General features: G+C 54.6%; 17 protein-coding genes and 1 CRISPR repeat array (1 of these 18 running past the window's edge). Of the genes, 5 read left to right on the top strand and 12 right to left on the bottom strand.

Annotated elements, in window-relative coordinates:
* The first annotated feature begins 22 nt into the window (after positions 1-22).
* Together nagK and cobB are read left to right on the top strand one after the other, a co-directional pair.
* Positions 23-940, top strand: a complete 918-nt coding sequence (gene nagK, locus KAJ71_RS10915) for an N-acetylglucosamine kinase (protein ID WP_248945733.1) — start codon at positions 23-25, stop codon at positions 938-940.
* A 9-nt stretch (positions 941-949) separates the two neighbouring features.
* Positions 950-1,789, top strand: coding sequence for a Sir2 family NAD+-dependent deacetylase (cobB, locus tag KAJ71_RS10910; protein WP_248945732.1), 840 nt, complete (start codon positions 950-952; stop codon positions 1,787-1,789).
* Positions 1,790-1,829: 40 nt separating this feature from the next.
* Here cobB and potD read toward each other — a convergent pair whose 3' ends face one another.
* The 4 genes from potD to potA form a co-directional block, all read right to left on the bottom strand.
* On the bottom strand, positions 1,830-2,876 hold the full coding sequence (gene potD, locus KAJ71_RS10905; RefSeq protein WP_248945731.1) for a spermidine/putrescine ABC transporter substrate-binding protein PotD: 1,047 nt from the start codon (positions 2,874-2,876) through the stop codon (positions 1,830-1,832).
* 118 nt (positions 2,877-2,994) lie between these two features.
* A complete protein-coding gene (gene potC, locus KAJ71_RS10900) occupies positions 2,995-3,771 on the bottom strand; it encodes a spermidine/putrescine ABC transporter permease PotC (protein WP_248945730.1) in 777 nt (258 codons plus the stop codon).
* Positions 3,768-4,628, bottom strand: coding sequence for a spermidine/putrescine ABC transporter permease PotB (potB, locus tag KAJ71_RS10895; protein ID WP_248945729.1), 861 nt, complete (start codon positions 4,626-4,628; stop codon positions 3,768-3,770). Before potB ends, potC begins: the two co-directional genes overlap by 4 nt.
* Positions 4,612-5,718, bottom strand: coding sequence for a spermidine/putrescine ABC transporter ATP-binding protein PotA (gene potA, locus KAJ71_RS10890; RefSeq protein ID WP_248945728.1), 1,107 nt, complete (start codon positions 5,716-5,718; stop codon positions 4,612-4,614). Before potA ends, potB begins: the two co-directional genes overlap by 17 nt.
* Positions 5,719-6,051: 333 nt before the next feature.
* Between potA and pepT the strand changes: the two genes are divergently transcribed.
* On the top strand, positions 6,052-7,284 hold the full coding sequence (gene pepT, locus KAJ71_RS10885; protein ID WP_248945727.1) for a peptidase T: 1,233 nt from the start codon (positions 6,052-6,054) through the stop codon (positions 7,282-7,284).
* A 53-nt stretch (positions 7,285-7,337) separates the two neighbouring features.
* Here pepT and KAJ71_RS10880 read toward each other — a convergent pair whose 3' ends face one another.
* The 3 genes from KAJ71_RS10880 to phoP form a co-directional block, all read right to left on the bottom strand.
* A complete protein-coding gene (locus KAJ71_RS10880) occupies positions 7,338-8,459 on the bottom strand; it encodes a ribosomal protein uL16 3-hydroxylase (protein WP_248945726.1) in 1,122 nt (373 codons plus the stop codon).
* A gap of 80 nt (positions 8,460-8,539) precedes the next feature.
* Positions 8,540-9,997: a two-component system sensor histidine kinase PhoQ gene (gene phoQ / locus KAJ71_RS10875; RefSeq protein WP_248945858.1), complete on the bottom strand. Its 1,458-nt coding sequence runs from the start codon at positions 9,995-9,997 to the stop codon at positions 8,540-8,542.
* A 5-nt stretch (positions 9,998-10,002) separates the two neighbouring features.
* Positions 10,003-10,674, bottom strand: coding sequence for a two-component system response regulator PhoP (gene phoP / locus KAJ71_RS10870; protein WP_248945725.1), 672 nt, complete (start codon positions 10,672-10,674; stop codon positions 10,003-10,005).
* 481 nt (positions 10,675-11,155) lie between these two features.
* Between phoP and KAJ71_RS10865 the strand changes: the two genes are divergently transcribed.
* The gene (locus KAJ71_RS10865; protein ID WP_248945724.1) at positions 11,156-11,857 is read left to right on the top strand and encodes a GNAT family N-acetyltransferase; all 702 of its coding nucleotides are present in this window, start codon (positions 11,156-11,158) and stop codon (positions 11,855-11,857) included.
* Between the two features lie 159 nt (positions 11,858-12,016).
* Here KAJ71_RS10865 and purB read toward each other — a convergent pair whose 3' ends face one another.
* The 5 genes from purB to rluE form a co-directional block, all read right to left on the bottom strand.
* Positions 12,017-13,387: an adenylosuccinate lyase gene (gene purB, locus KAJ71_RS10860; RefSeq protein WP_248945722.1), complete on the bottom strand. Its 1,371-nt coding sequence runs from the start codon at positions 13,385-13,387 to the stop codon at positions 12,017-12,019.
* A 21-nt stretch (positions 13,388-13,408) separates the two neighbouring features.
* Positions 13,409-14,035 carry a high frequency lysogenization protein HflD gene (hflD, locus tag KAJ71_RS10855; RefSeq protein ID WP_021804670.1) on the bottom strand — a complete coding sequence of 209 codons (627 nt, stop codon included), beginning with the start codon at positions 14,033-14,035 and terminating at the stop codon, positions 13,409-13,411.
* A gap of 2 nt (positions 14,036-14,037) precedes the next feature.
* Entirely contained in the window at positions 14,038-15,141 is a 1,104-nt protein-coding gene (gene mnmA / locus KAJ71_RS10850; RefSeq protein ID WP_021178255.1) for a tRNA 2-thiouridine(34) synthase MnmA, read from the bottom strand.
* Positions 15,142-15,237: 96 nt separating this feature from the next.
* On the bottom strand, positions 15,238-15,684 hold the full coding sequence (locus tag KAJ71_RS10845) for an NUDIX hydrolase (protein ID WP_248945721.1): 447 nt from the start codon (positions 15,682-15,684) through the stop codon (positions 15,238-15,240).
* Positions 15,685-15,693: 9 nt separating this feature from the next.
* Positions 15,694-16,320, bottom strand: coding sequence for a 23S rRNA pseudouridine(2457) synthase RluE (gene rluE / locus KAJ71_RS10840; RefSeq protein ID WP_248945720.1), 627 nt, complete (start codon positions 16,318-16,320; stop codon positions 15,694-15,696).
* 139 nt (positions 16,321-16,459) lie between these two features.
* Here rluE and icd point away from each other — a divergent pair, with 139 nt between their 5' ends.
* Positions 16,460-17,713: an NADP-dependent isocitrate dehydrogenase gene (gene icd / locus KAJ71_RS10835; protein ID WP_248945719.1), complete on the top strand. Its 1,254-nt coding sequence runs from the start codon at positions 16,460-16,462 to the stop codon at positions 17,711-17,713.
* Between the two features lie 429 nt (positions 17,714-18,142).
* Positions 18,143-18,288: a CRISPR direct-repeat array (repeat unit 28 nt; unit sequence GTTCACTGCCGTACAGGCAGCTTAGAAA) (it continues 782 nt past the right edge of the window).

Genomic DNA, 18,288 nt, shown 5'->3' with positions numbered 1-18,288 from the left:
TTTTTTACTCTGAGGGCGAGTTATGTACTACGGTTTCGATATGGGCGGCACCAAGATTGAACTTGGGGTGTTCGACGCCAACCTGCAACGCATCTGGCAAAAGCGAGTGCCGACGCCGCGTGACGACTATCGGCAACTGTTGACGGTATTGCGCGATCTCACCCATGAGGCTGATGCCGTTTGTGGCACGCCAGGGCGGGTGGGTATTGGCATTCCTGGGTTGCCAAATGAAGATGGCACCTTGTTTACTGCCAACGTTCCGGCCGCGATGGGGCAGCCGCTGCCGCGCGATCTGAGCGCCTTGATTGGCCGCGAGGTCAAGGTTGATAACGACGCCAACTGCTTCACGCTATCAGAGGCCTGGGACGAAGAGTTCCGCCATTACCCGACGGTGCTGGGCATTATCCTGGGCACCGGAGTTGGCGGTGGTTTTATCGTTAATGGTAAAGTAGTTTCCGGGCGTAACTTTATCACCGGAGAGTTCGGCCATTTCCGCTTGCCGGTGGATGCATTGGAGGTGCTCGGGCGTGATATTCCTCGCGTTGCCTGTGGCTGTGGCCATGACGGTTGCATCGAGAATTACATCTCGGGCCGCGGATTTGAATGGATGTACGCGCATTTTTATCAACAACAGTTGCCAGCGCAGCAAATCATTGCGCATTATCAGGTCGGTGAGCCACAGGCCGTAGCACACGTAGAACGTTTTCTGGATGTCCTGGCCATTTGCCTGGGCAACCTGCTGACCATCATCGACCCCCACCTGGTGGTGATTGGCGGCGGCTTATCGAATTTTGCCGCAATTTATCAGGCGTTGCCCCAGCGTTTGCCTGCCCATTTGTTACGGGTTGCCAAACTGCCGCGCATCGAGAAGGCACGCTATGGCGATGCTGGCGGTGTTCGTGGGGCAGCGTTCCTCAATTTGGTGGAAAGTCATAAATAAGGAGAGTTCATGCACACTCGCCATCGGTTGTGTCAGTTTCGCAAGAGTAAGCATGTGCGGCATCAGCGTTTTCGCTCGCGGATATTCCAGCGCGATACCATGGCGGCGGCAGAGCTGAAAAAGCCGTTTGTCGTGGTGCTGACGGGGGCAGGGGTATCTGCCGAGTCCGGCATCCGTACTTTCCGCGCTGCCGATGGGCTGTGGGAAGAGCACAAGGTGGAAGATGTCGCTACCTTGGACGGCTATCAGCGCGATCCTGCCTTGGTGCAGGCGTTTTATAATGCGCGTCGCCGGCAGCTACAGCAAACGGATATCGGCCCTAATGCGGCTCATCGTGCGCTGGCCGATTTGGAACAGTGGTTGGGGGAGGAGAACTTCCTGCTGGTCACGCAGAATATCGACAATCTGCACGAGCGGGCCGGTAGCAAGCAGGTGCTGCATATGCACGGCGAACTGCTGAAGGTGCGCTGCACCAGCTCTGGGCAGGTGGTGGAATGGTTGGGAGACCTGAGCGTGGATGAACGTTGCCACTGCTGCCAGTTCCCAGCGCCTCTGCGGCCCCACGTGGTGTGGTTTGGTGAAATGCCATTGGGGATGGATGAGATTTACGCCGCGTTGGCCAAGGCCGATTTCTTTATCGCGATTGGCACCTCCGGCAATGTTTACCCGGCGGCAGGGTTTGTGCACGAGGCACGGTTGGGCGGGGCTTATACCATGGAGCTGAACCTGGAGCCGAGCCTGGTGGAAAGTCAGTTCGAAGAGAAGCATTACGGCCCGGCCAGCGAAGTGGTGCCACGCTTTGTGCACAAATTCCTGATGGGTAAGGTCGAGCGGGCGGATAAGCCTTAATCGAATAGGGCGAGGGGCAATATAGTTGCCCCTCCCTAGGTCAGCGCCCGGCTTTTAGCTGCTGAAAGTAGGTTTCATACAGCGTACTGGTATCGCCCACATCGTTTTGCCACTCACCGTTCTCAATTACCGCCTCATCCGGATACAGCGACTTGTCGTTGGCGATCTCTTTCGGCAACAGCTTTCTCGCGGCCAGATTGGGGGTGGGGTAACCGATGGTTTCCGCCACCTGTACCGCGATCTCCGGGCGAAGCAGGAAGTCGATCAGCTTCAACGCTCCCTCGACATTTTTGGCGTTAGCCGGAATGGCCAGGCTATCCATCCAGAAAATGCCGCCTTCTTTCGGCCAGACGATCTCCAGTGGGGTACCAGCCTGGCGTGCGACATAGGCCGAACCATTCCACACCATGCCCAGATCGACTTCGCCTTCCATATACGGATTACCAGGGTTATCGGAGTTGAACGCCAGCACGTTTGGCATGAGCTTCTTCAACTCGTTATAGGCAGCCTCAATCTGTTTAGGGTCGGTGGTATTGCCTGAATAGCCCAACTTACGCAGCGCGACCTGGAACACTTCGCGTGCATCGTCGGTGAGCAGCACGCGGCCTTTGTATTCCGGTTTCCACAAATCGGCCCAGGCGGTTACGGTGTTGGCATCAATGGCATCCGTATTGACGCCAATGGCGGTTGCGCCCCAGATATAGGGAATGGAGTAATCGTTGTTGGGATCGAACGGCTTGTGTAACAGGTTAGGATCGAGATCGTTAAAGTGGCTGAGTTTGCTTTTATCGATTTTTTGCAGCATCCCTTCCTTGCTCATCTTGGCGATGAAATAGGTGGAGGGCACCACCAGATCGTACGCGCCGTCCCGGTAGGTTTTCAGCTTGGCGTACATGCTTTCGTTGGATTCATAGGTGGAGTAAATCACCTTGATACCGGTTTCTTTGGTGAACTGTTCCAGCAGCCCCGGCGGGACATACTCGGTCCAGTTGTAGAAATAGAGCGTTTTGCCGTCGTCTGCGGCGTTTGCCGAGCCAAGGCTCAGTGCCATCATCCCGGCTGCGAACAGATGTGACCACTTTTTCATGGTGCGGATCCTTTAGCAGTGAGTGTTTTTACAGTATAGCCTGATGCGCCATACCCCAGAGAGCGGCCATTATAGGTGGCGTGCCCGGTGGGGTAAAGACGCTTATCCCGTTGGCAAATCAGTGTTTTTGCCGATCGCGCAACAGCAGTTGGCTGGTTAGCACCAGGGCTAGCGATAACACCAGCAGAATGGTCGCCAAGGCGTTGACCTCAGGCGAAACGCCGACCTTCACCATCGAATAGATCTTCAATGGCAAAATCTCGTAGCTTGGCCCGGTCACGAACGAAGAAACCACGACATCATCCATCGACAGCGTGAAGCTCAGCAGCCAACTGGCGGCGACGGCAGGCATCGCTAACGGCAAGATGATTTTGCGCAGGATCACCATTTCGCTGGCACCCAGATCGCGTGCGGCCTCCAGCATCTTGACGTCAAAGCCCTTCAGGCGTGCATAGACGGTGACCACCACAAAGGGCAGGCAGAAGGTGATATGCGAAAATAACAGCGACCAGAAGCCTAACGAGACACCTAGCAGCATAAACAGCACCAGCAGTGAGATGGCCATGACGATATCCGGCGACATCATCACCACAAACAGCATGCCACCGACGAAGGGTTTCCCGCGAAAACGGTAGCGGTACAACGCCACCGCCGCCAACGAGCCGATCATGGTCGCAAAGCTGGCGGAAAGCACCGCCATAGTCAGCGAATGCCCAGCGGCCTGCAACAGACTGTCGTTGTTCATCAACATGCTGTACCAGTGGGTGGTAAACCCCCGCCAGTTGATGCCAAATCGTGCGGTGTTGAATGAGTTAACGATCAGGATCACGATGGGAATATAGAGATAGGCGTAAATCAGGCTCATAAAGCCACCGCGTAACAAGCGTCCGATCATTCCAGCTCCCCCTTTTTGTTCAGCAGCTTGGCGGCCCGGTAATAGATCCACAGCATCAGCCCCATCACCAGCGTCAGGCAAATACTGGTGGCGGCACCAAATGGCCAGTCACGGATATTGAGGAACTGGCTCTTGATGACGTTACCGATCAGCAGGTTTTTGGCTCCGCCCATCAGGTCGGCCACGTAGAACAGGCCCATGGCGGGCAGCAGCACCAACAGGCAACCGGCGATAATGCCTGGCATAGTCAGCGGAATGATGATGCGGATAAAGGTTTGCAGCTTGCTGGCACCGAGATCGCGGGCCGCTTCCAGGCAGGATTTATCCAGCTTTTCCAGGCTGGAGTAGAGCGGCATCACCATAAATGGCAGCAAGATGTAGACCAGCCCCAGCACCACGGCACCAGAGGTATACATAATGCGTAACGGCGTATCGATGATCCCGACCCACAGCAGGAACTCGTTCAGATAGCCGCGGGTGCTGAGAAACAGTTTCAGACCATAGATGCGGATCAGCGAGTTGGTCCAGAAGGGCACTATCAGCAGGAACAGCAGCAGCGGACGCACCCTTTGCGGCAGGCGAGCCAGAATAAAGGCGAAGGGATAACCCAGCAGCAGGCAGCACAAGGTGGCGATCGCCGCCATGTTCAGCGAGTGCAGCATCACCTGGCCATACAGGGGATCAAACAGCCGGGTGTAATTATCCAGAGTGAACACCATCTGCACCAGATTGGCGTCGTCACGGGTGAGGAAACTGGTGCCGATGATCATCAGATTCGGCAGAAAAACAAATAGCACCAGCCAGCCAACGGTGCCGCTGATCACCAGATTTTGCAGCAGATTACGCGATTTCTTCATCGGCCAGCACCACCTCCCAGCTTGCAACCCAGGTTATCGCCATCTTCTGGTTTAACGAGTGGTCAAAGTCCGGATCGTCTTCATTGAAGAACTCGCTGACCATCACCGTCTTGCCGTTTTCCAGTTCAACCACAGACTCCAGCGTCATGCCTTTATAGTTACGTTCGCGCACGTAGCCGATCAGGCCATCTATCTGCTCGCTGTCGTTCACCTCTTCGACGCGCAGATCTTCCGGACGCAGCAGAACCTTCAGGGATTGCCCTGGCTCGACCACCAAATCGGCGTAGATATCGCACTCACGGCCTTCTACACGGGCGCGCACCCGCTGCGGGTCGATGCGATGGAGTACGACTGCATCAAAGATATTGATCTCACCGATAAAGCTGGCGACAAACAGGTTCTTGGGCTCTTCGTAGATTTCCCGAGGAGTACCATCCTGTTCGATTCGTCCATCGCGCATGACCACGATGCGATCGGACATGGTCAGCGCCTCTTCCTGATCGTGCGTGACGAATACAAAGGTGATGCCTAACTGGCGCTGTAGCGCCTTCAGCTCGTTTTGCATCTGCTTGCGCAGCTTGTAATCCAGCGCCGAAAGCGACTCGTCGAGCAGTAATAGTTTAGGTTTATTCACTACCGCCCGGGCAATCGCCACCCGTTGCTGTTGCCCACCAGACAGCTGATGCGGGCGGCGCTGAGCGAATTCGTCCAATTGCACCATGCGTAGGGCTTCCTCCACGCGTGGCGTTAACTCCGCCTCTGGGGTTTTCTGCATGCGTAGGCCAAAGGCGACATTTTCAAACACGGTCATATGGGGGAACAGGGCATAGCTTTGAAACACGGTATTAACGTGCCGATGCTCGGCCGGAATGGCGGTGATATCTTGCCCGTCGAGCACGATCTGCCCGTGGTCGGCATTTTCCAACCCGGCAATCAGCCGCAGCACGGTAGTTTTCCCGCAGCCAGAAGGGCCAAGCAGGGTCAGGAATTCGCCGTCGTTAATCTCAAGGTTGAGATCGCTGATGATCTCTTTGCCGTCAAAGCTTTTACTCAGGGCGTTCAGTGTAACCAGAGAGGATTGTTCAGTCATTTTAGTGTCTCTATCCCGTACGGTGGTGCAGATAGAACCGCCGCTGGAAAAGACTGCGCGAGCTTACGGGAGTGACCCGTCAGGTACTGAAGCTCAAAGCCAGTGGCGCCGATCAAAAATTAAAGAGCGCGCATGATAGACGCTGAATCAGGTAATTGAAAGCCAAACCGCCCATAAGTCATGCTGACTGGCTGAAATTAACGTTGGTAGTTACCTCATTAAATCATCACATACTTTAATGATTTGCGTTAAATCTGATTATTAATGACCTGTCTCAATATTTGATCCGGATCGGTTCCGCATAATGTAACGCGAAATTCTGAGGGCGGAACCATGGATAAACTACTAGATCGCTTTTTTAACTACGTCTCATTTGACACACAGGCTAAAGCGAACGTCAAACATGTGCCGAGTACTGAAGGGCAACTGAAGCTGGCGCGTGCGTTGCAACAGGAAATGATTGTGCTGGGGTTTGAACGGGTATCGCTTAGCGAACATGGCTGCGTGATGGGCACGCTGCCTGGCAATGTGAGCTGGCCAGTGCCGGCCATTGGCTTTATTTCTCACCTTGATACTTCACCCGATTTTTCGGGTAAGCATGTGACACCGCAGGTAGTGGAAAACTATCGTGGTGGCGACATTGCCTTGGGCATCGGTGATGAAGTGTTATCGCCGGTGATGTTCCCGATCTTGCATCAGATGCTGGGACAAACGCTGATCACTACCGACGGCAAAACGCTGTTGGGGGCCGATGATAAAGCCGGGATTGCCGAGATCTTGACCGCGATGGTGCGGTTAAAGCAGCAAAAAATTCCTCACGGCGATATTCGCGTGGCGTTCACACCGGATGAAGAAGTAGGCAAAGGTGCGCATTTCTTTGACGTTGCCGCGTTTGACGCCGCGTGGGCTTACACCGTTGATGGCGGTGGAGTGGGTGAGCTGGAGTGTGAAAACTTCAATGCGGCGGCGGTGACGGTCAAAATCGTCGGTAATAACGTTCATCCTGGCAGTGCCAAAGGGGTAATGGTGAACGCGCTGTCGCTGGCAACCCGCTTCCAACAGGCGCTACCAGCAGAGGAAACACCGGAGCATACCGAGGGGTATCAGGGCTTTTACCATCTCAACAGCATCAAGGGGAACGTCGAGCGTGCCGAGATGCACTACATTTTGCGGGATTTTGAGCGTGAAGGTTTTGAGGCACGCAAGCGCAAGATGATTGAAGTCGCGCAACAGGTTGGCCGTGGGTTGCCACGGGATTGTTACATTGAGGTGGCGATCGAGGATAATTACTACAACATGCGTGAGCAGGTGGCTGAGCATCCTCATGTGATCCAGCTGGCACAGCAGGCGATGCGGGATTGCGATATTGAGCCGGTGATGAAGCCGATCCGCGGCGGCACCGATGGCGCACAACTGTCCTTCAAGGGGCTGCCTTGTCCAAACCTGTTTACCGGCGGCTATAACTTCCATGGCAAGCATGAGTTTATTACGCTGGAAGGGATGGAGCAGGCGGTGGCGGTGATTATGCGCATTGCCACTCTGAGCGCCGAGCGTGCTAAACGGTAGTTTTTGCTTTAATTGATTGAGTGAGGGGCTAGTTTGCCCCCCACTCAATATGATTAGTCGTTAAAATACCAGTAACCGCTGTTGATCAATGTTGTCAGCAGGGCAAGGAAGGACGGATCGTCCACAGCGTCCCCCAGCAAGGCAGCATCAACGCTGGCGTGTTGGCACAGCGCATCGGCGGCTTGCAGATGCTCGGTGTCGATTAGCTCACCGTTGACAAAGCATTGATCGCCAACGCGTAGCACGCGTAACCCACCCAAACGCTGTAATGGCTCACCTTGTTGTAGCAGCTCATAGATTTCACCGGCCTGATAAGGCGGCTCTGGTGGCGCGATGTCCAGCTCGTGGCGCGACTGTGAAATAAACTCGCCAAACCAGTTCTGGAAGTGCTCCGGCTGTTGCACCAGATCCAGGATCATCCCACGTAGCGCATCGATCTCATGTGGGAGAATCATCGCCGGGTGGTCGCGCAGCGCGATATCCGGGTCGGTGTAACGTTTGCCGCCCAACTCGCGGGCCAGCACATAGTCAGCATAGCCGCTCACCATCTCACGGCCATTCGGTGCGCGGAAACCGACGGAGTAGTTAAGCGAATTTTCCAGCGAGTAGCCTTCATGCGGGAATCCTGGTGGGATATATAAAATATCGCCAGGCTCCATCTCTTCGTCGATGATGGCGTCAAACGGCTCTACTTGTAGCAGGTCAGGGTGCGGGCAGTGCTGCTTCATCGGCACTTTTTCACCCACGCGCCAACGGCGGCGGCCAGTGCCCTGGATGATGAACACGTCGTATTGATCGAGATGTGGGCCTACGCCGCCGCCTGGCACCGAGAATGAAATCATCAGGTCGTCCATGCGCCAGTCCGGCAGCTTACGGAACGGTTGCATCAAGGCACCTGAAGGCTGATGCCAGTGATCAACGGCCTGTACCAGCAATGACCAGTTGTTCTCGCCCAGATGGTCGAAACTTTCGAACGGGCCGTGGCCAACCTGCCAGTGGCCTTCCTGATGGCTCACCAGGCGGCTGTCCACCTCGTTTTCCATGGCCAATCCGGCCAGCTCATCCGGGGAAATCGGATCGATAAAATTGTTAAAACCGCGCTTGATAATCACCGGGCGCTTTTGCCAATAACGTTGCAAAAAGTCGTTCCAGTCGAGATCTAATTGGTAATCCATGTTCTATTCCAGGATAGAGTGAGCCTGCAGGGATTATAACGGAAGTTAGGCCCCGTGGATCGGGGCCTGAGCGATAGAATTTAATCGTGATGGTGGGAGTCGTGCTGGCGAGAGAAGGTGACCTCCATCCGTGCACCGCCAAGCGGACTGTCACTGATGGTAATTTTCCCGTCATATTGCTCGATGATCTCGGCAGCGACCGACAGGCCAATCCCCTGGCCGGGGCGCAGAGTATCGACGCGTTGGCCGCGCTGGAAGATCAACTCACGTTTGCTTTCCGGGATGCCGGGGCCGTCGTCATCAATCACGATCGTCAGGTATTTGTCCGAGTGCAGCGAGGAAATCTCCACAAACTCCAGGCAATATTTACAGGCGTTCTCCAGCACGTTGCCCATCACTTCCATAAAGTCATTTTTCTCGCCCATAAAGGTGACTTCTGGTGAGATATCAAGGGTGATCACCACCCCTTTGCGCTGATAGACCTTGTTCAACGCCACGCTCAGGCCATCGAGCAGGGCAGAAACCGAATGGATCTCGCGGGTCAGCACGGTTTGACCAGAGTTGATGCTGGCCCGGTGCAGGTAATAACCAATCTGCTGCGAGATACGGCCAATCTGCTCGAGCATGATCGGCTCAACCTCTTCGATGGTGGTCTGCTTGCTGGAACGCAGCGAGCGCAGGGTGGTCTGCAATACCGCTAGCGGAGTTTTCAGGCTGTGGGTGAGATCGGACAGCGTAGTGCGGTATTTGGTATAGCGCTGGCGTTCGTTACGCACCAGGATATTCAAGTTTCGTACCAAGCCGCGCAGTTCACTGGGGGGATTTTCATCCAGTTGCTCCCGCTCGCCGTTTTCCAATTCACCGACCTGGGCTATCAGCGCCTTGATCGGCCGTAAACTCCAATAGGCGGCCAGCCACAGCAGAGGTACCACCAACAGCAGGTTGGCCAGCAGCACATAGCTGAACCATTCCCACACCACGTCTGAGCGTTGCAGCTCCTGCGGAATGCTGTCGACCACCACAATGCTCAAGGCGGGCAGGCGCGGGGTGGCGGCATAGGTATTGACGGCCACCGAGTGGGTCAACGCGTTATGGTCGGTATCGTCATAGTCTTTCAACTGATCCTGGGCTTTGGGATTATCGCCGAGGACTTCGCTACTGACGCGGGTGTCGGTGTCGATCTCATAGAAACCGGGCTCTTGCAGCCACTCTTTCTGGATCAGTTTTTCCAGCTCCGGCACCGAGCGCTGGCTCCACAGCAGGTTGCCTTTATCGTCGTAGATAAACACCAGCGTTGGGGAGTTGAGATCGAGATCGGGCGGGATAGCAATGGTCAGCTTCTGGTCTTTCCACTGTGCCAGGCTGAAAAACAGATTGCTCTCACCGCGCAGCAGACGGAAAGCGGTTTTATCAAAGCTTACGATATAGCCAACGACTGCAACCAGCCCATAGGACAGCGACAGCGCCAGGATCACCCCGGCGGTGGCCATCAGAAAGCGGGCGCGCAGCGAGAAGGGCTTTTTATCTTTGTTGAACATCATGCTCACTTGGCATCGAAACGATAACCCTGACCACGCACGGTGGTGATCACTTCCTGTGTGTATTCGGCCTGCAACTTTTTACGCAGGCGGCCCATTAATACGTCGATGGTGTGGCTTTCGCGTAGCTCGGCATCCGGGTAGAGTTGCAACATCAACGAATCTTTGCTGACCACTTTACCTGCGTTACGGATCAGCGTTTCGATAATGGTGTACTCAAATGCCGTCAGTTTGATTTGCTGTTCGTTGACGCTCAGCTCACGGCGTGAGAGGTCGATCTGGAATGGCGGCAGCACTATCACCTGCGAGGCCAAGCCGCTATTGCGACGCATCAGAGCTTGCATGCGGGCAATCACTTCTTCCAGGTGGAAGGGTTTGGTGACGTAATCATCGGCACCGGCTTCCAGCACCGCTACCTTATCCTGCCAGCTTTCACGAGCGGTCAGCACCAGGATCGGCAACTTCATCTGGTTGGCACGCCAACGGCGGATCAGGCTCAGCCCATCTTCACCCGGCAACCCGAGGTCGACAATAGCGATATCAGGCGCATGTTCCTGCAGAAAATAGTCGGCCTCTTTGGCATCTTCTGCGGCATCGACCTGATGCCCCATTTCACGCATTTGCACACTAAGATGGTGGCGCAATAGGCCATTGTCTTCAACAACCAGTACTCGCATGGCACAGACTCCTGTGGTTAGGCGGGTGAAACACCAGGCACCCACACTGAAAGGTTACACGCAGTTGCCCACGTTGTGGAAACGCACGCTAGCTGACCATTCCCTGAACGTTTCATTATGTCATTGATTGATTATCGATAATGACTGATAAACGCAGGATAAACAGCGCAGGGTCAAAGGTAAACAAAACTTAAACAAAGCCTGACTGAATGAAGTGTGAGCGGGGTCGCTGCAAACCATCAAAGGTATCACGCGGCGTCAGTTTGGACTGATAACCCAGCTCGGGGGCCGAAGGGACAAACGGCGGGTGTATATACCACAGGCCGCCGTGGCCATTGCTATCCTTGATTATTGCGCCTAACGAGCGGCTGCTGATTGGTCTGGTGGCTGTGTGTGGTTAATTGGTCTGTATGATGCGATCTGTTATCGATATATGCTGCTGAGAGAACCTACTTTTGCAGCAACCAGATGGAAAATTTTTATGGCGATAAATCAATATGGTCAGCTGGTGGGTGAACCCATGGCGCAATGGCATGCCTTGCCACGGCCGCAGGAAGTGATGCTGACGGGCAAATTCTGCCGCCTCACGATGTTGGACGCCGAGCGGGACTGTGCCGCGCTGTTTGCGGCTTACCAGCTAGCGCCAGATGGACGCGATTGGACTTACCTGATGGGGGAGCGACCGGATAGCCCGCAGGAGATGCGTGCGCATCTGGAGAAACTACAGGCCAACCCGGCGCTGGTGAATCTGGTGGTGTTTGATTTAGCCACCGATCTGCCCGTCGGCACGGTGTCCTTTATGCGCATTGAAGAGGCCAGCGGCGTGTTGGAAATTGGCCACGTCTGCTGGTCACCGCTGATGAAGCAGCGCACCTGCGCCACTGAGGCGATTTACCTGATGCTGCGCCACACCTTTGACGAGTTGGGCTACCGCCGCTGTGAATGGAAATGCGATAGCCTGAATGCGCCCTCCAGGCAAGCGGCTCAACGCTTTGGTTTCCAATACGAAGGGCGTTTTTTGCAGGCGTTGGTCACCAAGGGCCGCAACCGGGATACCGACTGGTTCGCCATGACCGACCAAAACTGGCCACCAATGCGTAGTGCGTTCGAAGGTTGGTTAGCTGACGAGAACTTTGGCACCGATGGCCAACAGATAAAGCGTTTGCAGGTGTTTATGCCGTAATCGTGGGATTAAAAAAGATGGCAGAGAGACTTTGCTCTCTGCCATGGTGGGAACTTACTGCTCGGTCAGCGCCGGTTGGGTTATCTGTCGGCATGACAGGCACATCGATCGAAGCTGCTGATATAAAGCTGAGATCGGAGAGGGGGCACTCTGCTTTGTTTACTTCAGCTCATCAACCATGGTGGTTGCACGGCCAATATAGTTAGCTGGTGTCATGGCTTTCAGGCGGGTTTTCTCGTCTTCCGGCAGTTCCAGGCTATCGATAAAGGTTTGCATACCGGCGGCATCCACGCGTTTGCCACGGGTCAGCTCTTTCAGCTTCTCATACGGCTTTTCGATGCCGTAGCGGCGCATCACGGTCTGGATCGGCTCGGCCAGCACTTCCCAGTTGTGATCCAGCTCGTCCAGCAGGTGCGCACGGTTCACTTCCAGCTTGCTGATGCCTTTCATGGTGGACTGATAGGCAATCAGCGCATAGCCCAGGCCTACGCCCAGGTTACGCAGCACCGTGGAGTCCGTGAGGTCACGCTGCCAGCGGGAAACCGGCAGTTTGCTCGCCAGATGGCCCAGCACCGCGTTAGCCAGGCCCAGGTTGCCTTCGGAGTTCTCGAAGTCGATTGGGTTAACCTTGTGCGGCATGGTGGAAGAACCGATCTCACCGGCAATGGTTTTTTGCTTGAAGTGGTTCAGGGCAATGTAACCCCAGATATCACGGTCGAAGTCGATCAGGATAGTATTGAAACGCGCCACGCAGTCGAACAGTTCGGCGATATAGTCATGCGGCTCGATCTGGGTGGTGTACGGGTTCCAGGTCACTCCCAGCGAGGTGACAAACTCTTCGCTGAAACGGTGCCAGTCCACTTCCGGATAGGCCACGATGTGGGCATTGTAGTTACCCACCGCGCCGTTGATTTTGCCGAGGATCTCAACGCGCTCTAACTGGCGATATTGACGCTCCATCCGATAGGCCACATTAGCAAACTCTTTACCCACGGTGGACGGGGTAGCAGGTTGGCCATGGGTACGGGACAGCAGCGGGATATCGCGATATTCCAGCGCCAGCCCTTTGATGGATTCGATAATCTTGCGCCAGTGTGGCAACACCACATCCTGGCGCGCGGTGTGCAACATCAGCGCGTGAGACAGGTTGTTGATGTCTTCAGAGGTACAGGCGAAGTGGATAAACTCGGACACGGCGTGCAGAGCGGGTACTGCTGCCACTTTCTCTTTCAGGAAGTATTCCACCGCTTTCACGTCGTGATTGGTGGTGCGCTCGATGGTCTTGATGCGCTGGGCGTCTTCTTCACTGAATTCTGCAACGATCTTATCAAGGTAAGCGTTTGCGTCGGCGTCAAAAGCGGGAACTTCTTTGATCTCTGCGCAAGCGGCCAGTTTTTGCAGCCAACGTACTTCAACCTGCACGCGGAATTTCAGCAAGCCATACTCGCTGAAAATGGTGCGCAGTGCGCTGACTTTATCACCGTAGCGTCCATCAATGGGGGAAACGGCGGTCAGTGAGGATAATTCCATCGGTAGCAACTCCTGGGAAGTTTAACAATGAGCAACGATATTTTGCGCCTGCTTGAGCAGACGATTACGGGAAAACATTAACTGCAGGCGGCTACCGCCAACCTGCTGCCACAGCACGGCGGCACGGATACCGGCGAGTAGGGTGGCACGAACTTTGGCCTGCACCTGCGGATTTTGCAGGATGGCGGGCGAACCTGTTACCTGGATACGCGGCCCCAGTGGCGCCACAACATCGACATAAATACCGGCCAGGGCGCTGATGATGGTATCTGAGCCCAGCTCGTAATGCGCCAACTGACGTTCCAACTGACTCAACCGCTCGCCTAGCGTATTCATCGCCGTTTTGTTGGCGTTCAGCTTGCGCTCCAGCACCATCAGGCTGATGGTATAGCGGGTCAGCTCGGCGGCTGGGCCTTTGTTATTGGCGTTGAGTACGCCAATCAAGGTTTCCAGGCCCATCTTCAGGTTACGCTCTTCACCGCCGAACACCGCCAGGGTAGAAGGCGGATCCATCTGCAACAGGCTGTTGAGAGAGGTATGGAAGGCTTCGCCATCCATTTGCCCTTCGTGCGCCAGCTGCTGTACCAGACGGGCCGCTTGGCTAATCCCGGCCATGGCCAGCGTGATGTCGTAATAATTCTTCGCCACGATTACTCCTGTATACGCTGTTCAATAATGCCGCCGCCCAGGCAGATATCGCCCTGATAAAACACGGCGGACTGGCCTGGGGTGACGGCTGCGACCGGTTCGTCGAAGCGAACTTCGATGCGTTCGGCGTCTAGCGGTGTCACGGTGCAGGGAATATCCTGCTGGCGATAACGGGTTTTAACCGTACAGCGCAGAGGTTGTGTCAACGGCAGGCGATCCACCCAATGTAACTGCTGGGCGATCAGGCCGATAGACATCAGGCGCGGATGTTCGTGGCCTTGGGCGACCACCAGAATATTGTTGGCGACGTCTTTATCCACCACGTACCACGGATCTTCGCTGCTGTCTTTCATACCGCCGATGCCCAAGCCTTTGCGTTGGCCGAGGGTGTGGTACATCAAGCCCTGGTGCTCGCCGATGGTTTGGCCGTCGACGCTAACTATTGGGCCTGGCTGTGCTGGCAGATAGCGGCCCAGGAAGTCGCGGAATTTACGTTCGCCGATAAAGCAGATGCCGGTAGAGTCTTTTTTCTTGGCGGTAACCAGTTCCAGTTGCTCCGCAATGCGGCGCACCTCTGGCTTTTCCAGTTCACCGACCGGGAACAGGCTTTGCGCGACCTGCTCGTGGCTCAGGGTATACAGGAAATAGCTCTGGTCTTTGTTACCGTCGACGCCGCGCAGCAGGCGGCTTTTGCCGTCCACGTCCTGGCGGCGGACATAGTGACCGGTAGCGATAAAATCCGCCCCCAGATCTTCAGCCGCAAATTCCAGGAACGCTTTGAATTTGATCTCTTTATTGCACAGGATATCCGGGTTAGGGGTGCGGCCCGCCTTGTACTCTTCAAGGAACAGCTCGAACACGTTGTCCCAGTATTCTGCCGCGAAGTTCACCGTATGCAGTTCGATGCCCAGCTTGTCGCAAACGGCTTGCGCATCGGCCAAATCGGTGGCGGCCGAGCAGTATTCTTCGTCGTCGTCTTCTTCCCAGTTCTTCATGAACAACCCAGCGACCTGATAGCCCTGTTGTTGTAACAGATAGGCAGTAACGGAAGAGTCGACGCCGCCGGACATTCCGACGATCACTTTTTTCTGGCTGTTGTCTGACATGGGGATCTCACGAACTTGAACACGTACTGTGCGATAAAAAACAAGCGCAGGATTTTACCACGTTGGCCGCCTGCGCGCACGGCCCTTATTTGCCGCTCAAAGCGGCCAATTAAAGCTGGCAACCAGCGACAACGGGTAGCGTTCCTGCTGCTGATAACAACGGATAGTCTCGGCCACCAGCGGTGAACGCAGGTTTTCAGCTTCCAGGATCTGCTCGGCGGTCAGCCACAGGCAGCGATCGATATCATCGTCTTGCGGCTCGGTGGGTAGCGGCTGTTCCAGCTCAATCACAAAGCTGAAGCGCAGAAACGGCGTGCGGTCTGGCGCAATCCACTGATGCATCCGCAGAAAAGACTGCGGCGTGGCGCGGATGCCGGTTTCTTCCCACAGCTCGCGTTCGGCGGCCTGGACCAGCGTTTCATCCGCCTCAAGATGGCCAGCCGGTTGATTCCACAGGGTTTTACCGTTGATGGTTTCTTCAACCACCAAAAATTTACCGGCGGCATGAACCACGCAGGCGACAGTGACGTGCGGCTTAAACATGGTGGCTCCTTATAGTGAATCGATGTTCTGCCATTCACCAGGTTGCAAGCTCCCCAGGGAAAGGTTGCCCATACTGTAACGAATCAGGCGCAGGGTAGGGAAGCCGATATGTGCCGTCATGCGACGTACCTGGCGGTTTCGGCCCTCGTAGAGCGTGATTTTCAGCCAACTGGTAGGGATGGTCTTGCGTTCCCGGATCGGTGGATTGCGTGGCCATAGCCATTCTGGTTCTTCAACCCGTTCCGCTCCGGCGGGCAGGGTTGGTCCGTCGGTCAGCGTGACGCCAAGGCGCAGAGCGGCCAGATCGCTTTCCAGTGGTTCGCCTTCCACCTGCACATAATAAACCTTACCGGTGCGTTTGCCGGGCTGAGTTAGCTGCGCCTGTAGCTTGCCGTCGTTGGTTAGCACCAGTAAGCCTTCGCTGTCACGATCGAGCCGCCCGGCGGCATAGACATCGCTGAAAGGGATGAATTTTTTCAGGGTGGCGCGGCCGGCTTCGTCGGTAAACTGCGGTAGCACATCAAAGGGTTTGTTGAATATAACCACTCGCCGTGGCGCCTGGGATTTCGGGCGTGCTGCGGGTTTACTGCGGCTGAATCGTTTAACTTTGTGATTTTTAACAGAGAATTTAGTCATGGTCTTTTAGATTTCGAATGATAAGCGCATTATAGCCTAATCCGTTTCGGATTGGCGCGAGCTGAATATTCAAGTAGTATTGACACGCATCTTACAAAGCATTAACAAAATTGCGCTTGAAGACAGAAAGGAGAGGTTGATGGAAAGCAAAGTAGTTGTTCCGGCAGAAGGTAAAAAGATTACGGTTGATGCCCAGGGTAAACTGGTTGTTCCGCATAACCCTATCATCCCGTTCATCGAAGGTGACGGTATTGGCGTTGACGTTACTCCTGCCATGATCCACGTGGTAGATGCAGCGGTTAAAAAGGCCTACCACGGCGAACGTAAAATCTCCTGGATGGAAATCTATACCGGTGAAAAATCCACCCACGTTTACGGGAAAGACGTGTGGCTGCCGGAAGAAACACTGGAACTTATTCGCGATTACCGCGTAGCGATCAAAGGCCCGCTGACTACGCCAGTGGGTGGCGGTATTCGTTCTCTGAACGTGGCTCTGCGCCAACAGCTCGATCTGTACGTGTGCCTGCGCCCGGTGCGTTATTACCAGGGCACACCAAGCCCGGTTAAGCAGCCAGAACTGACCGATATGGTGATCTTCCGTGAAAACGCCGAAGACATCTACGCCGGTATTGAATGGAAAGCGGGTTCTGCAGAAGCTGATAAAGTGATCAAATTCCTGCGTGACGAAATGGGCGTGAAGAAGATCCGTTTCCCAGAGCAGTGCGGTATTGGCGTTAAACCTTGTTCCGAAGAAGGCACCAAGCGCCTGGTTCGTGCGGCTATCGAATATGCGATCGCTAACGATCGTGATTCAGTGACGCTGGTTCACAAAGGCAACATCATGAAGTTCACCGAAGGTGCCTTCAAGGATTGGGGCTACGAGTTGGCACGTGAAGAGTTCGGTGGTGAACTGATCGACGGTGGCCCATGGCTGAAAATCAAGAACCCGAACACTGGCAAAGAGATCGTGGTTAAAGACGTGATCGCCGATGCCTTCCTGCAGCAAATCCTGCTGCGCCCGGCTGAATATGACGTGATCGCCTGTATGAACCTGAACGGTGACTACATCTCCGACGCCCTGGCTGCCCAGGTTGGTGGTATCGGTATCGCCCCAGGTGCCAACATCGGTTCCGACTGTGCGCTGTTTGAAGCCACCCACGGCACGGCACCTAAGTATGCTGGCCAGGACAAAGTGAACCCAGGCTCCATCATCCTGTCCGCTGAGATGATGCTGCGTCACATGGGTTGGTTCGAAGCTGCTGACCTGATCGTTAAGGGCATGGAAGGCGCTATCGCTGCCAAAACCGTGACTTACGACTTCGAACGCCTGATGGAAGGCGCTAACTTGTTGAAATGTTCAGAGTTTGGCGACGCTATCGTTAAACACATGTAAGTGTGATTTAGCGTTGGATGATAACGGGAGCCTGATGGTTCCCGTTTGTTTTTCTTCCTCCCAAGAACGCTCCTGCAAAACTGTACGTAGAATGATCCGCCCTCATTCTTAGTTGACCCGCCATCATTACGATAAGCTGTATCTGCTGACAATCCCTCAAGGGCTAACAATGTCGATACTGCACGTCTAAATAATCAATAGGTTAGCAAGGAGGCGGCAGTTCTATTTCTACAAACTCAGTAACATTGCCACTTTGTCATTAATCTGATCTGCTTCAAGTATCGATAGCGTTCTGCCAGACCCTAATTTTTGAGCTATTTATAACTTATTGATTTTATAGATGAGTTATTGAGGGCGCTAAAAAAGGGTTTTATGGCAATTCTAAAGGTTATTGTTTAATTAACAGACTATTAGCGATAAGATATAACAGTTCACTGCCGTACAGGCAGCTTAGAAAGCAAAGCGTTTGAGGCAAAGGGCGATACCGAGGTTCACTGCCGTACAGGCAGCTTAGAAAAGTTAATGCCATGCGGGCCAAACACCTTGGTAGTTCACTGCCGTACAGGCAGCTTAGA

Origin of the sequence: Serratia silvae (assembly GCF_023282985.1) — a bacterium.
Classification (GTDB): Bacteria; Pseudomonadota; Gammaproteobacteria; order Enterobacterales; family Enterobacteriaceae; genus Chania; species Chania silvae.
Note: the sequence above shows the minus strand (reverse complement) of the source record. Positions and strands in the feature narration are given on the sequence as shown.